This window comes from Gordoniibacillus kamchatkensis (genome assembly GCF_000829455.1).
Lineage (GTDB): Bacteria > Bacillota > Bacilli > Paenibacillales > NBRC-103111 > Gordoniibacillus > Gordoniibacillus kamchatkensis.
Genome location: NZ_JXAK01000100.1, coordinates 1 through 13,985, shown reverse-complemented (window position 1 = coordinate 13,985; position 13,985 = coordinate 1). Strand labels below are relative to the sequence as shown.

Sequence of the window (13,985 nt, the reverse complement as noted above, 5' to 3'; positions counted from 1 at the left end):
CTCCCGAGCCTCCAGCCGCACCCGCCGCAGACCCTGCACCTACCGCGCCACCAGCCGCACCCGGCACGGAACCTGCTCCCGCGACTCCCGCCTGCAGAGAGCGGGATCGCAAGGCTGCGCAACTGCTCGAGCGTGTGCACGCCGCCGTCGAGAACGATCGTTTTCTCGGTGGCGTCGATCTCGAACAGCCCAAGCGGCACGGTGACGGCTCCGCTCTGAATGGCGCTGCGCACGGTGTCGGCGCTGAGACCATACGCGCGAAGCTTGGCGGCGTCCGGCCGGACTTGCACTTCTTGCAGCTGCTGACCGGATATTGTCACCGTGCCGACCCCCGGAATGCTTTCCAAGGCCGGACGCAAATCCGTCTCGACAAGCCTCGTCATATCGGCTAGCGAAACGTTATCCCCGGACATGCTGAGCGTTACGACCGGAAAATCGTTCAGGCTGACCGCGGAAATTTTGGCTGGCTGCGCTTCCTGCGGCAATTTGACGGAGGAAACGGCCTCCTGCAAGTCGGCCTTCGCTTTGGCCATGTCTTGGCCGTACCGGTATTGGACCACGATTGAGGAGACATTTTCCTGCGAGGTGGAGTTCAATTGATCGACGTCGGGCAACGCCTTGATGCGCTGCTCGAGCGGAATCGTCACCTGATCGGCGACTGCCTGCGGAGCGGTGCCGGGAATGACGGTCGTAACGGTCAAAATCGGAACGTCGAGATTCGGGATCGTCTCCTCCCTCATTTGCATGCCTGCGTACATACCGCCGGCAGCGACGATTAAGGTGAGAATAAGGACGGCAAATTTGTTGTGCAGCGAGAAGCGGATCAAACTGCGCATCGGGTGCAGCCTCCGTTCGGTTGATGGGTCCGGTTGCTTATTTTTTCCTGCCGGTACCAAAGTGATGCATGACCGATGCAAGGACCGGAAAACGGAACTCCCTGCGAGAGACCAGCCGTTCCCTTTAGAAGACTGCCAATAACGAGTTATTGCCGCCGCAGCGGCTCAAATGAAACGGACTTAACGCCGTCGGATGCTCCCCCACCGGGCAATAGGGCCACCGTGCACTTTGAGGCAACAAAAAACCCGCCCCTCTTGGGGCGGATTCGCTTTATTCTGGTTCCCTAGCCCGGCAAACGGGCGCCGCGGGACCGTGGTTACTTCACTTTATCGACGAACTGCGTCGTGTACGTCTGGGAAAGGTCGATCTTCGCGTCCTTCAGCTTCGGGTTGAACGTGGTCAGCACGTCGAGCACCTTCGCCGGGCCGTCGGCCGGCATTTTGCCGTCCTTCGTAAAGCTCGGCAAGCTGGCTTTCAGCGCCGTGACGTACATATCTTTATCTCCGGCGTAGTACTCCTTCGGCATTTTGTCCGCGATCTCTTCCGCCGAATGGGTGTTGATGTACTGAAGCGTTTTGACGAAAGCGTTGGCAAGCTTTTGCGTAATGTCAGGATGCCCTTTCACGTAATCGTTTCTCATATAGAGGCAAGCCGCCGGGTACGTGCCGCCGAGCGCCTGCTTCGTACCTTCAATCGACAGCATGTCGACGAACGTGGAGGCGATGCCTTTCGCCTTGAGCATCGAGACGGTCGGCTCTGTCGTGACCGCCAGATCCACTTTCCCTTGCTGCATCGCCGCAATCAGCGTATTGCCGGAGCCGACGGCCAGCGGCACATAATCTTTGGACGTATTGCCGCCCTTGGTGACGAGATAGTTCGCCAGGAAGTTGGTGGACGATCCGAGTCCGGTGACGCCGATGTTTTTGCCTTTCAGATCGGCCAGCGTCTTCACGCTGTCTTTCAGCTTGTTCGAGACGACGAGCGTCTCGCCGGGCACGCCTTCGAACTGGACGACGGACTCGAGGAACTTGCCTTTGGACTGCAGGTCGATCGTATGGTCGTAGAAACCGACGGTAGCGTCGATCTGGCCGGCGACGAGCGCTTCCTCGGCGTTTTGGCCGGCCGCTTCGCTCGTCAGCTCCACGTCAAGGCCCTCGTCCTTGAAGTAGCCGAGCGACTCGGTCAGCTTTGCCGGCAAATAAATGATTTTCTCCAGGCCGCCGACCATAATTTTCACTTTTTGCGGCGGGCCGGACGGCTTTGTCGCAGCCGCTTGATTGGAGCCGCCGGCGGCCGGAGCCGGTGCCGCGGCAGAGCCGGCTGTCTGGTTGTCCTGCTTGCCGCAGCCTGCGGCGAGCATGCTGACGGCGAGAACGGAAGCGGTCGTGATGCCTGCTGGTTTCATCCATTTTTTCATCGTCGTATCCCCTTTTATGATGAAGTGTAGTATTGCCGCTAAACGGTCAATGCTTCTCCCGGCGCCAGCCGACGAACCGCTTCTCCAGCTTGACGACCGCCCAGTTGGCGAGCAGCGCCGTTACCGACAGCAGCACCATGCCGGCGAACACGCCAGTCGTATCGAATGCGCCTTGCGCCTGAGCGATCAGGAAGCCGAGACCTTTGGTCGCGCCGATGAACTCGCCGACGACGGCGCCGACGAGGGCGAAGCCGAAGCTGGAATGGAGGCTGGACAAATCCAGGTGAGCGCCGACGGTATGATGACGTGCCGGGCAAGCTGGCTTTTGCTGGCGCCGAGCAGCCGGGCGTTGTTGATCAAGTTGCGGTCGACCTCGCGCACTCCTTGGAACGCGTTGAAAAACACGACGAAGAACGTAAGCGTTACGCCCAGCGCCACTTTGGAAGGCATGCCGAGCCCGAGCCACAAAATGAAAATCGGAGCGAGCACGACCCGCGGCAGCGCGTTGAGCATTTGAATGTAAGGGCCGAGCACGACGGACAAAATCTCGTTGCGCCCGAGTGCGAAACCGCCGATGACGCCAAGAATGACGCCGATGATGAACGACAGGAACGTCTCCTCGAAAGTGACGATAAAGTGCGTGTAAAGCGGCCCTTGGCTCGTACCCTCGGTGAACCATTCGTAAATATGCTTGATGATGTCAATCGGAGTGGAAAAGAAAAACTTGTCGATGATGCCGTAGTCGGCCATCAGCTGCCACGAGCCGAAAATCAGCACGAACACGAGCGCCTGAAGCGTCAAGTTGCGCGCTCGGATGCGCATCGCCCTGCGGCGCATTTCCTGCTTGCGCTCCAGCACCTCGCTATGCAAATTGCTGTCAGTGGTTAGCGGCATGGACATAGCTGATCATCACCTCGTCTCTTAGATCGTTCCAAATTTGTTCGTGAATCCGCATGAAGGCGGGGTCGAAGCGAATTTCCGCCACGTTGCGCGGGCGCTCCAGCTCGATGCGGTAATTGCCTTTGACCGAAGAACCGGGTCCGGCGCTGAGGACGACGACCCGGTCGCTGAGAGCGATCGCTTCCTCGAGGTCGTGGGTGATGAAGACGACGGACGCCCCGGTCTCGCTCCAAATTTTGAGCAGCTCGTTCTCCATCAAGTGGCGCGTGTGAACGTCCAGTGCGGAGAACGACTCGTCCATGAGCAAAATTTTCGGCTGCACGATGAGACATTGCGCCAGCCCGACCCGTTTGCGCATGCCGCCGGACAGCTGATGCGGATAATGGTTTTCGAAGCCTTTCAGGCCGACGCGCTGAATCCAGCCTCTCGCTTCGTCGTAAGCTTCCGATTTTTTCACGCCTTTGAGCCGCAGTCCGAGCGACACGTTGTCGATGACCGTTTTCCACGGGAACGCGTTTTCCGTCTGGAACATGCACACCGCTTGCGAATTGATGCCGCTGAGCGGCTCTCCCTGAATGCGCACTTCCCCTTTCGTGGCAGGCTCGAAGCCGGCGATCAGACTGAGCGTCGTCGACTTGCCGCAGCCCGTCGGGCCGACAATCGAGCAAAACTCGCCCTTGCCGACCTGCAGGTTGATGCCGTGCAGCACGGTGTGCAGCTCGCCCGACGGCTTGACGAATTCCTTCGTAACCCCTTTAAGCTCGATCATGGGCTGAACCGCTGCGCCGGGTGCCTCCCACTCGAGCGATTGCTTTGACATAGCGGGTTCCTCCTTGCTGTTAACCGTAATTTGATGGCGCTTACAATGCGAAGTATACGGCGTAATCGCTTTCACGAACAGTTTTTGGCTATTAGTCGAATAAATACCGATAAAAACGATTTTGACAATATTGTTAACGGTGCTGGAAGCCTGTTGTCATTTACTTTACCGGGCTGCGGCATGTAGAATCGTAATAAACCGCAACCGCTTTCAGAAGGGTGAGCTTATGACTTTCATTCATAACATGAAGCTGCGCACGAAAATCAACTGGCTCGTCTTCTTGAACATCGGATTCGTACTGCTGTTGACCTGCTCTTCGTTCGCCTATCTGATCATTCAGCGCAAATTCGCTGAAACCGGGGAACGCGCGCTGATGCTGGCCCAGACGGTAGCCGGCATGCCGGCCATCGTCGAGGCGTTCGGCACTCCCGATCCTTCCGTCGCCATTCAGCCGCTCGCCGAGCAAATCCGCATTCGCACCGGCGCAGAATATATTGTCGTAGGCAACATGAACCTGATCCGCTACAGCCATCCGAACCCCGAACAGCTGGGGGGCCGGATGGTCGGCGAAGATAACGACCTTGTGCTGAAAGGGCAGGACAGCATCACGGAAGCGACAGGGACGCTGGGGCTGGCCATTCGCGGCAAAAGCCCGATCTGGGACGCGAACCACCGCCAGATCGGCATCGTTTCCGTCGGCTTCCTTGAAGGCGCGATTTGGAAACAGATCAACGAGTTTCTCGGCGAAGTCGTTCTCATCGCGCTGGCCGCGCTGCTGTTCGGGCTGGCCGGAGCGTACCTGCTGTCGGGACATATCAAGAAACAGACGCTGGGCATGGAGCCGTGGGAAATCGCCTTTCTTACCGAAAAACAATCCGCCATCCTCGAATCGATCCGGGAAGGGATCATCGCTGTGAACGACGGCGGAAAGATCATGACGTGCAACCGGGAAGCGCTGAAAATTTTAAATATGGAGGCGGGGGACGTCATCGGCAAAAACATCCGTTTCGTGCTGCCGAACTCCCGTCTGCCGGAAGTGCTCGAGCGCGGCGAGCCGCATAAGGACGAGCAAATGATCATCGGCAACCATCTCGTCGTTGCCAACCGCGTGCCCGTCCGGCTGAAAGGGAAAGTGATCGGGGCCGTGTCCACGTTCCGCGACAAGCTGCAGCTCGACCAAATCGACGAAAAGCTGGCCGACATCGGCCAATACGTCGATACGCTGCGCAGCCAGCGGCATGAGTTCATGAACAAGCTGCATCTCATTTCGGGCTTGATTCAAATGAAAGAGTACGATACGGCCAAAGATATTATCGAAGTGGTGAACGAAGACGTGCAGCACACGCTCGATTTTTTCCTGGCGAACTTGAAGGATCCGGCCATCGTCGGTATTTTGGTCGGCAAAATGCATCGCGCCAAGGAGCTCGGCATCGCGCTGCACGTAGACGCCGCCTCCTCGGTGCCGCCCGTCTGCCCGCACCGGGAGATCATCGTCACTTTTCTCGGCAACGCTATCGAAAACGCCTTCGAAGCGATCCAGGGGGCGCCGCGGCTGGAAGGAAGTTCGCCTCCGGCCGTCAGCGTCCTGCTGAAAGAAGAAGCGGAAGAGCTCGTGCTCAGCGTTGCGGATACGGGGCCGGGGGTCGATCCGGCGCTGGGCGGTCGCATTTTTGAAGACGGGGTTACGACGAAGGGGGAAGGACGCGGGCTGGGGCTCGCGCTGCTCTCGAAGCTGATCGGCAACGTAGGAGGCAAGCTCAGGCTGACCTCTTCGGAATCCGGAACGACGCTGACGGCGAGCTTGCCGCTGCAGGCAGGAGGGGAACAAGGGTGACTGAACGAAAACTGCGGGTATTCGTCGTCGATGACGATTTTATGATTGCAAAAATGCACGGGAAGCTCGTGGACGCCGAACCGTGCTTCACCTGGGTCGGGACCGGGCACAACTATGAGCAGGCGCTTGCCGGCATCGAGGAGCTGACGCCTGATCTGGTCGTGCTGGACGTGTACTTGCCCGACCGCTCCGGCATCGAGCTGCTGCGCACGCTTCGCAGCCGAAATTTGAAATGCGACGTTATCCTCATTACCGCCGCGAAGGAGACGGCTACCGTAGAAGAAGGGTTCCGGCTGGGCATATTCGACTACTTGATCAAACCGTTCGACCTCAAGCTGTTCAAGGAAACGCTGGAGAAGTACGCCCAATTTCAGACGAAGCTGACCGCGGCGAAAGAAGTCGACCAGAGCATCGTCAACAACTTGAAAAAGCTGCGCTCCCCGTCGGCCGCGTCCGCGCCCGACCATTTGCAGAAAGGCATCGACGCCCGCACGCTGGACAAAATCAAGCGCTGTCTGGAGCAGCAACGGGAGTTCCTGAGCGCCGAACAAATTTCCGCGCTCGCCGGCGTGAGCCGTTCGACGGTGCGCAACTACCTGGTCTATCTCGTCGAAGAAGGAGTCGCCGAGGAGCTGCAGCAATACGGGACCGTCGGGCGTCCGCAGCGGCTGTTCAGGCTGGCGCACGGTTAGGGGCTATCCCGTCCATGCCCGGCTCGGCTCGCCCTACCAACCAGGCCGCAGCGGTTGATTCAGGCCTGTGCAGGGCTAAGGGGGCCGGTCTGGATACGACCCACGCCCGGACTGTCCCGCCGCTTGACAAATGCCTTCAAGTATAATATCTTTAAATTAAGAAAATAACTTTTAAGAGGTGTTCCGCATGAGCGAACCGAAGAGCCACTCCGGCGGCGACGCTATGCATCTGTACGTGGTGCTGTCGCGAGCGTGCCAGTGGGTCAGCGCGCACGCCCATCACGATATCCGCAAATCCGGATTGAACCCGACCGAGTTCGGGGTGCTGGAGTTTTTATACCACAAAGGCCCGCAGCCGCTGCAGCAAATCGGCGAAAAAATTTTGATTTCCAGCGGCAACATTACGTACGTCGTCGACAAGCTGGAGCGCAAAGGCCTCGTCGCCCGCCGCGCGTCGCCGGACGACCGGCGCGTCATTTATGCCGACGTGACGGATGAAGGGCGCAGCTTTATGGAGAGCAAGTTTCCGCAGCATGAGCTGGCTGTGGAGGCGGCAGTAGAAGGGCTGTCGCCGGAGGAGCGGCAGCAGGCGATCGTGCTGTTGAAGAAACTGGGTCTCGCTGCGCAGCAGAGCGCCAAACATTTAACGTGATCAATAATACAGGAGGCGAATTAATATGAACATTCGTATATATGGACCGGAGCAGCAAGCGACAGGCGCATTCGACGGCGGGAAAATTACGGAGCAGAAGCCGATCGGCTTCCCGCGCGAAGGCTCGGCGGTATCGCGGGTCGGGCCGCTGTTTTACTGGGCGTGGGCATTCGCTGAGCAAGAAGGCTACATTCCTTCGCACCCGCACCAGGCGTTTGAGATTATGACGTATGTCGTAAACGGCAAGGCGGAGCACGGCGACTCGCTCGGCACCCGCAGCGTCGTCGGGCCCGGCGGGGCGCAAGTGATGCAAACCGGCAGCGGCGTTAACCATGAGGAAGGGTTCGTCGGCCCGACATGGAAGGTTTTCAAATTTGGTTCGAGCCGCATTTGAGCGAAGCGGTCAAGCGGCCGCCGACGTACCGTCAGTACGAGCATGAGGAGTTCCCGTCCGTTACGACCGATGCGGCTGTCGTCAAGACGGTGATCGGCGACGGGTCACCGGTCAGCATCGTCGTCGACGCCCGGATGTGGGACGTCACCGTCAAGCCGGGGCGTACCTACGTGCAGCCGCTGCGCAAAGACTACACGCTGACGGCGCTCGCAATCCGCGGCGGCGGTACGGTGGGCGCAGGCGGGGGGTCGGACGCGGACAAGTCTCCCGTACAGGCGGCGGCTACGGTTACGGCGTTCGGGCATAAAGATTTTCTCGTGCTGGAGCCGGAGGGGTCGCCGGAAGCGGCTTTCACCGCGCAGGATGACGCCGAGCTGCGGCTGATCCTGATCGAAGTGCCGGCGCGCGTGAACTACCCGTTATACCGCAAGTGAGGATGAACGGCTTACGCGTCCATTTAGACGCGAGCGTCTACCGGTGTAAAGCCGGCTGTGAGAAGCCCGCATACGTATCGCCGTTACTCCTGCATTTTAATGCCTAGTAGCGGAATCAGCCCAAGTGAAAGAAGCCGGCCGGCGCTATTGCGCGGGGCCGGCTTCGTTTTTTTTATGCCGGCGGTTGCTTAGTGAGGTTGTCTCGTGGAAAATAGAGATATTAGGCCGGTATGGAGGAGTGATGGTTCTGGATATTAGAGTGGATGATTTGACTGGACCCGAAGTGACGGCATTGATCAGGGAACATTTGCAGAGCATGTTTCTTCATTCTCCGCCGGAAAGTGTACATGCCCTCGACATCGAGAAGTTGAAGAAGCCGGAAATTACGTTCTGGAGCGCATGGGAACAAGGTGAACTCGTCGGCTGCGGGGCGCTGAAGGAGCTTGACGGCCGGCACGGAGAGGTCAAGTCGATGCGAACGGCTTCGGGCCACTTGAGGAAGGGCGTCGCCAGGCAGATGCTTCAGCATATCGTCGATGAAGCCAAGCGGCGCGGCTATAAGCGGCTCAGCCTGGAGACGGGCTCCATGGCCGCTTTCGAGCCGGCCAGAAGGCTGTATGAAAGCTTTGGCTTTGCGTATTGCGAGCCGTTTGCGGATTACATCGAAGATCCGAACAGCGTATTTATGACGAAGGAAGTGTGAGTTGTTGGAGCAGCCGCGGCTGCTCCTTTTGTTGATTTTCCTGTGCCACAATGCGGATTCGCATCGGCATGAAGCGCGATTACCCTCATCTGCACGCGCATCCCATCCCGATGAAGACGCGGTGCAATCGCCCCGGAAAAGACGGGGTTAGAACAATTCGCGGTTTTGATTGACTGGATTAGGTTCCCTTTTTAACGAGGCTTCCGAGTATTGATCGGCAGCCTCGCTCAACTAACTTCTAGAAATGCCGTTGGAGTTCCGCGTAAGAACATGCAGGAAAGCGAGTTGGAAGTCCGGGAAGCCATACATTTTGAGGATTCCAAGACAGCCGCGAAATATCGTGATTTCATGACCAAGCCTTGCTCGCAACCGGCACCCGGACAACGTCAAAAAAGACATCCAATATTTCGGAATCGAACAGTTTGCCTCTGCCTTGTTCCAGCGTCGTGCGGGCCGTTTCTTGATCCATGTCTCCCCGATGCTTGGCGGTTAAGGCGTCCCATACATCGCAGATCGCGATTATTTTCGCCTGCAGTCCCAGCTTATCGCCTGTTAATCCTTCCGGGAATCCTGAACCATCCAGCCGCTCATGATGGTGCAAAACGCCGTCGATGACTTTCTCCGCATAACGGGTCGCTTTGAGAATTTGAGCTCCTATCATCGGATGCTGTTTGACAATTTCGTGTTCAAACGAAGATAGTTCCCCTTGTTTTGACAATACTTGCTCAGGTATTCCGATTTTTCCTACATCATGGATAATTCCGGACCACTGCAGATTGAGAAGTTCCTGTTCGCCCAAATTCAACCGCCGTCCGACTTCGTACGCTAACTCCCCTACCCTCCGGCAATGCCCGCTGGTAAAAGGGTCCCTGACCTCAATCGCTTCCGCCAGGCACAAAAGAATTTCCGTGCCCAACTGCTGAATCTCCTCTTTTTGCGCCAGGATGATATTCTTTTGTTCTTCGATCTGCTTGTTTTTTTGTTCGATATCCTGATTTTGCTGATTTAATTTTTCGTTTTGCTGGAGAATAGTTGTCATTTCATCTTTTAATTTTTTAAACAAAAAGGACATAAATAAGGCAAAGATAACAAAGACGAGTACACGGATCGACCAGTTGCTGAAACTTTGGGGAATGCGCTCCGCTACATACAACGGCATAAACGGACCGCTTGCGATGCCGCTGAGCAGCCCGAAAATCAACGCTCCTCCCGTGCGAAAGTATCTTGCCGCGAGTATGATGGGCACGTAGAAAACATGAACATAAACCTGGCTTGTCCCGCCTGTCCAATAAACAAGCGCATAGGAAAGCAAGATCGAAAGCAAAATGAACGCACTCTTGTAAACGACTTTCAAGAAACACCCAACCTTTCCTGTATCTTATCGGATCATACGCAAGGAGCACAAAAAACCTCCAGTCCATTCATAAATAAAATGAATAGACGGAGGCCCTCCGTCGTATTCGGCAACTGGCTGGCATCGTGTACTTATCCACATTAGCCCCTATAGCTTTGCGTCTCCACTTTTCAATGGGTTTGCCGTTTTCGTACGAAATATCAACTTGTCTTTTACTGTAAAATTATCAATTATAGAGAAATGTTGAAATAGGTCTTAGGGACTATTTGGTTCTAATAGATTAAAATTTACAGTCGAAAACAAAGCAAGCAACCCTTCGGATTGCAAGCCGCAGGGCCTCGCTTTTTGTTGTTTTATGTTTACATCATTTTTCCGGCAAACGCAGATATCGTTTTGACTTTGTCATTATATACTGAAAAAATCATCATCATACCGGCTTAGGAGCGCCCGTAATGATAACTATCGGACTGGGACATAAGATTGGAGTGGGAACGCCTTTTCTTTTCTATTGGTAGACGTTAAGAATGGCGATGCCAGCTGCCGTTGAGACCGGCAACCGACTATGGCTAGCCGGTTGTCATATTGCGGACTCTTTAACCGTCCCGCGTACCTTCCGGCTTGCGCGTCGTATCGTCCCGCGAACCTCCATCGCCATAAGGCTAAGCAGCACGACGGCTATGCCGAGCCATTGCAGCGGACGAAGCCGCTCGTGGAACAGCGCCGCGCTGCAGGCGAGCGTGACGACCGGCTCCATCGTGCTCAACATAGACGCCCGCGTCGAACCGATCCGCTTCACCCCTTCGAAGAAAAACAGGATGGCGACGAACGTCGACAACACGGCTACGCCGAGAATAGCTCCCCAGGCCGGCGCCCCGCGCACGACGTGCAGATCGCCCTGCAGCGCGGCGTAGACGGCGAGCGCTACGGCGGCCGAAGAGGAGATGTGGGCTGAGCTGACGAGCGGAGAGACGTGCTTCACGAGCCGATTGCTGTACGTAATAAACACGGCGTAAACGGCGGCCGCCGCGAGAGCGCAGGCGATGCCGGAAGCGGTAACGAGCCCGGCGGGGCTTTGCAGCACTAGCAGCAGGCCGGCGAAGCCGCCTATCAGCGCCTCTGCCTTGCGGCCGGTAAGCGGTTCCTTATCCACAGCCCACATCAGCAAACAGACGAGCGTCGGATAGGAGTAGAACAGCATTTCCGCGAGCGAGGCCGACATGAGCGAGAACGAAGTGAACATGAGCGAAGCCATTACTGCGTAGCCTAAGGTGCCCATGATCCACAGTGCGATCCGTTCCCGCCAGCGCAGCGGTGCCGCGGCGCGGCGAGACAGGGCGATCCAGGCCCAGAACAGTGCGGCGGCGATGGCGAAACGGTACGCGAGCAGCGTGCCGACTGTCACGCCTTGCGCATAGGCGAGCTTCGCAATAATGCCCATTACGCCGAATCCGGCGGCGGATGCTATAGTGAGCAGGACGCCGAGAAGCGAACCGTTTTTGTTCATGATGGTCATCGTCCCCTCTGATGTCTTTTGGTTAAGCTTCTGCCGTATCCCGAAATTCCAGCGTCTCCCCGTCTTCCGGAACTGCCACCTGCCGCGCCAAGCCGTGCCCGCGCACATACTGCCTCAGCTCTTGCCGCGTCAGGCGGCAATGGTTCCATGCTTCCATATGCGTTACGACCACCTGCATCTCCGGCACGGCCCAGCACACTTCGGCGATATCCCGCTCCGCCATCGTCACCGGGCTGCCCTCAGCGAAACGCGCCGCGCCGGCAAACAGCACGGCAACGTGTGGCTGATGCCGCTCCAGCGCCTTGCGCACGTCCGCGCACCATACCGTGTCTCCCGCGATATACAGCGTAGGCTCCCCTTCCGCTTCCAGTACGAAGCCCGATACCGGGCCCAGGCTGCGTCCGAGCGCGCCGCGGCCGTGCCGGCCTCCGGTCCGGCGGATGCGGATGCCCGCCCATTCGACGCTCGACCTGACCGGCAGCAGCCTGCGGAAGCCCTGCTCTGCGATCGCCGCCTTGTCCCGCGGCTGGCACAGCACCGGAATATCTTTGTTAAGCAGCTCCGCCGCCGCTGCATCCCAGTGATCCCTATGGCGGTGTGTCAGCAGCACGGCGTCCGGCTGCAGCAGCTGCTCTACCGGCACAGGCAAGTCCGCGACAGGATTCTGGCGCGCGTCCGGCACGCCGGGCACCGGCGTCATCGTGCTGGCGGGACTGAGCATCGGATCGACGAGCAGCGTCTTGCCCGCAAAGCGGATTTGCAGCGTAGCGTGTCGAATCAAACGAATTTGCATCGTACAACTCTCCTCTGCGATGTGTTGGGTTCATTGTAAAGGAGAGTGCGCGATCGCCGCGAAACGGATCGGCCGAATGCTTTTTCACCGTGAAAATGTTCCGCAAGCCCGCAAAGGCAGACCTACTTCACCTGCTGAATCGACAGCTGCACGCGGTAATTCGCAAACTCGAGGATGCGGTCGAGCAGCCGGTTCAGCTCGTCGTTGTCCGCCGCCAGCGCCTTTAGTGAGTAGCAGCCGTCGCCGCTGATGCGATGCGCCTCGCGCACCGTCTCTTCTTCGCGGAGAAAGCGCTGGAACTCGGCGTGCAGATTCGTTTTCATCAAAATGGTAACGATCGCGGTGATCGGTTTGCCCAACTTGGCTTCGTCCGTGAGCACCGTATAACCGCGGATGGCGCCCAGCTCCTCGAGCCGGCGAATGCGGACGCCGACCGCTTGTCCCGTCAGATGCACCTGCTCGCCGATCTCGCGCCACTGCAGGCGGGCGTTGCTTTGCAGCAAGCGAAGTATCGCTATGTCGGTAGGATCCAGTTCGTACTGCATCAGGCTACACCTCGTTCGGCTTGAGAATCGGTAAGAGCGCTGCGAGCGGACCTTGATCCCGCGCAGCGAGAGCGGCGCTACGGAGCGGCTTCTCGGCAGAGCCGATGCCGGCGTTGGTGCTCGCCGCTTCTCGTTTTGCGGGGACGCTGATGCGGCAAGGCGAGTCGAGGTTGGAGTTGTAGGGTGAGGGTCGCTCTATGCGCCAGTGTGCAGTTCAATTGTGGCTCCCTCCTTGGAGTGTGGCGGTAATAGTGCGCCCGGCCGGACGGTTGCAGACGGTTAGCGCGCAGTCTGCGGACGGTCTGAGCAATTGCGCTTAGGTCGGGAAGTGGGACGCGGATCGGGACATGGGCCGCATTGCGGAAAGTTGCATCCCGCACCCGGTGGAGGTGGTCGGTGGTCGCTCCAAGTGTAGGGGCTGCTGGCCGCACCGGTGTAGGTGAATGCGGGTTGCACCCGGCGTGGTCAGTAGCCGCACACGGCGTAGGTGTTGGCTAGCCGCTCCCGGTGCAGGTTTCCGCAGGCAGCTCCGGATTCTGTGACGCAAATTCTTAGCGGAACGGCGTTCCGCTATTCGCGGCATTTCCCGTTATTTCCCGAAATTAGAGGAACAGCGTTCCGTTATTGACCCGCAAAATGATAGGAAAGGGCGAATATGGTCCTATTTTCGAGGAAATAGCGGAACACAGATCCGTTAATTTGAAGCCGTTCCGCTTTTTCGCGGAAATAGCGGAACGTAGTTCCTTTATGATTGCTTGCAATCGAGCGTGTGAACGGACAACCGGCCAATTTGATTTATCCGGATCAGATGATTGCTACTTGACTGACTGCATAACTTGATACTGCCGGCCAATGCCAGCTAGGACGTGTCATCGTTGTCCGGCTAGGATCATTGCAACCTGACCGGGAGTTAGCTGCCGGTCAGGCTGCATGATCGTGAACAAGCCCCAAAATCGATACCGTGTTCCTATTCGTAGCATATCGTCTGCGCGGCGTTTGGACAGCGCGAATTTGGCGCGCGGATTGCCTTCCTCGGCCAGCTGCTGCAGGCGGGAGTGGCGGACGCGCACGAGCCCGAACTCCGCGGCGACGAACAA

11 protein-coding genes, 3 pseudogenes and 1 riboswitch are annotated in these 13,985 nt (G+C 57.7%); of the genes and pseudogenes, 5 read left to right on the top strand and 9 right to left on the bottom strand.

Annotated features, from left to right (window positions below; translation table 11 throughout):
- From SD70_RS31105 to SD70_RS31090, 4 genes and pseudogenes are all read right to left on the bottom strand, one after another.
- A partial coding sequence (locus SD70_RS31105) for an efflux RND transporter permease subunit (protein ID WP_041052449.1) occupies positions 1–836 on the bottom strand: 836 nt, incomplete at its 3' end.
- 317 nt (positions 837–1,153) lie between these two features.
- On the bottom strand, positions 1,154–2,254 hold the full coding sequence (locus tag SD70_RS31100) for an ABC transporter substrate-binding protein (protein ID WP_041052447.1): 1,101 nt from the start codon (positions 2,252–2,254) through the stop codon (positions 1,154–1,156).
- Positions 2,255–2,300: 46 nt separating this feature from the next.
- A pseudogene (locus SD70_RS31095) lies at positions 2,301–3,004 on the bottom strand (ABC transporter permease).
- Positions 3,005–3,131: 127 nt separating this feature from the next.
- A complete protein-coding gene (locus SD70_RS31090; RefSeq protein ID WP_052488091.1) occupies positions 3,132–3,974 on the bottom strand; it encodes an ABC transporter ATP-binding protein in 843 nt (280 codons plus the stop codon).
- A 226-nt stretch (positions 3,975–4,200) separates the two neighbouring features.
- Here SD70_RS31090 and SD70_RS31085 point away from each other — a divergent pair, with 226 nt between their 5' ends.
- From SD70_RS31085 to SD70_RS31065, 5 genes and pseudogenes are all read left to right on the top strand, one after another.
- A complete protein-coding gene (locus SD70_RS31085; RefSeq protein WP_052488090.1) occupies positions 4,201–5,808 on the top strand; it encodes an ATP-binding protein in 1,608 nt (535 codons plus the stop codon).
- On the top strand, positions 5,805–6,500 hold the full coding sequence (locus SD70_RS31080; protein WP_041052445.1) for a response regulator: 696 nt from the start codon (positions 5,805–5,807) through the stop codon (positions 6,498–6,500). The genes SD70_RS31085 and SD70_RS31080 overlap by 4 nt, the downstream gene beginning before the upstream one ends.
- A gap of 187 nt (positions 6,501–6,687) precedes the next feature.
- Positions 6,688–7,152 carry a MarR family winged helix-turn-helix transcriptional regulator gene (locus SD70_RS31075; protein ID WP_041052444.1) on the top strand — a complete coding sequence of 155 codons (465 nt, stop codon included), beginning with the start codon at positions 6,688–6,690 and terminating at the stop codon, positions 7,150–7,152.
- A 25-nt stretch (positions 7,153–7,177) separates the two neighbouring features.
- A pseudogene (locus SD70_RS31070) lies at positions 7,178–7,980 on the top strand (pirin family protein).
- A 247-nt stretch (positions 7,981–8,227) separates the two neighbouring features.
- On the top strand, positions 8,228–8,683 hold the full coding sequence (locus tag SD70_RS31065; protein ID WP_041052452.1) for a GNAT family N-acetyltransferase: 456 nt from the start codon (positions 8,228–8,230) through the stop codon (positions 8,681–8,683).
- A 346-nt stretch (positions 8,684–9,029) separates the two neighbouring features.
- On the opposite strand, the gene SD70_RS34320 is transcribed toward SD70_RS31065, so the two are convergent.
- The 5 genes and pseudogenes from SD70_RS34320 to SD70_RS40585 form a co-directional block, all read right to left on the bottom strand.
- Entirely contained in the window at positions 9,030–10,037 is a 1,008-nt protein-coding gene (locus SD70_RS34320; RefSeq protein WP_052488089.1) for an HD-GYP domain-containing protein, read from the bottom strand.
- A gap of 105 nt (positions 10,038–10,142) precedes the next feature.
- Positions 10,143–10,231, bottom strand: a riboswitch (cyclic di-GMP riboswitch).
- A 383-nt stretch (positions 10,232–10,614) separates the two neighbouring features.
- Positions 10,615–11,541 (bottom strand): DMT family transporter, encoded by a 927-nt coding sequence (locus SD70_RS31055; protein ID WP_041052443.1) that lies wholly within the window; start codon positions 11,539–11,541, stop codon positions 10,615–10,617.
- A 31-nt stretch (positions 11,542–11,572) separates the two neighbouring features.
- Positions 11,573–12,343, bottom strand: a complete 771-nt coding sequence (locus SD70_RS31050) for an MBL fold metallo-hydrolase (RefSeq protein WP_041052442.1) — start codon at positions 12,341–12,343, stop codon at positions 11,573–11,575.
- Between the two features lie 122 nt (positions 12,344–12,465).
- A complete protein-coding gene (locus tag SD70_RS31045; RefSeq protein WP_041052441.1) occupies positions 12,466–12,888 on the bottom strand; it encodes an Lrp/AsnC family transcriptional regulator in 423 nt (140 codons plus the stop codon).
- An 869-nt stretch (positions 12,889–13,757) separates the two neighbouring features.
- Positions 13,758–13,985: pseudogene (locus SD70_RS40585) on the bottom strand (hypothetical protein); the annotation flags it as partial.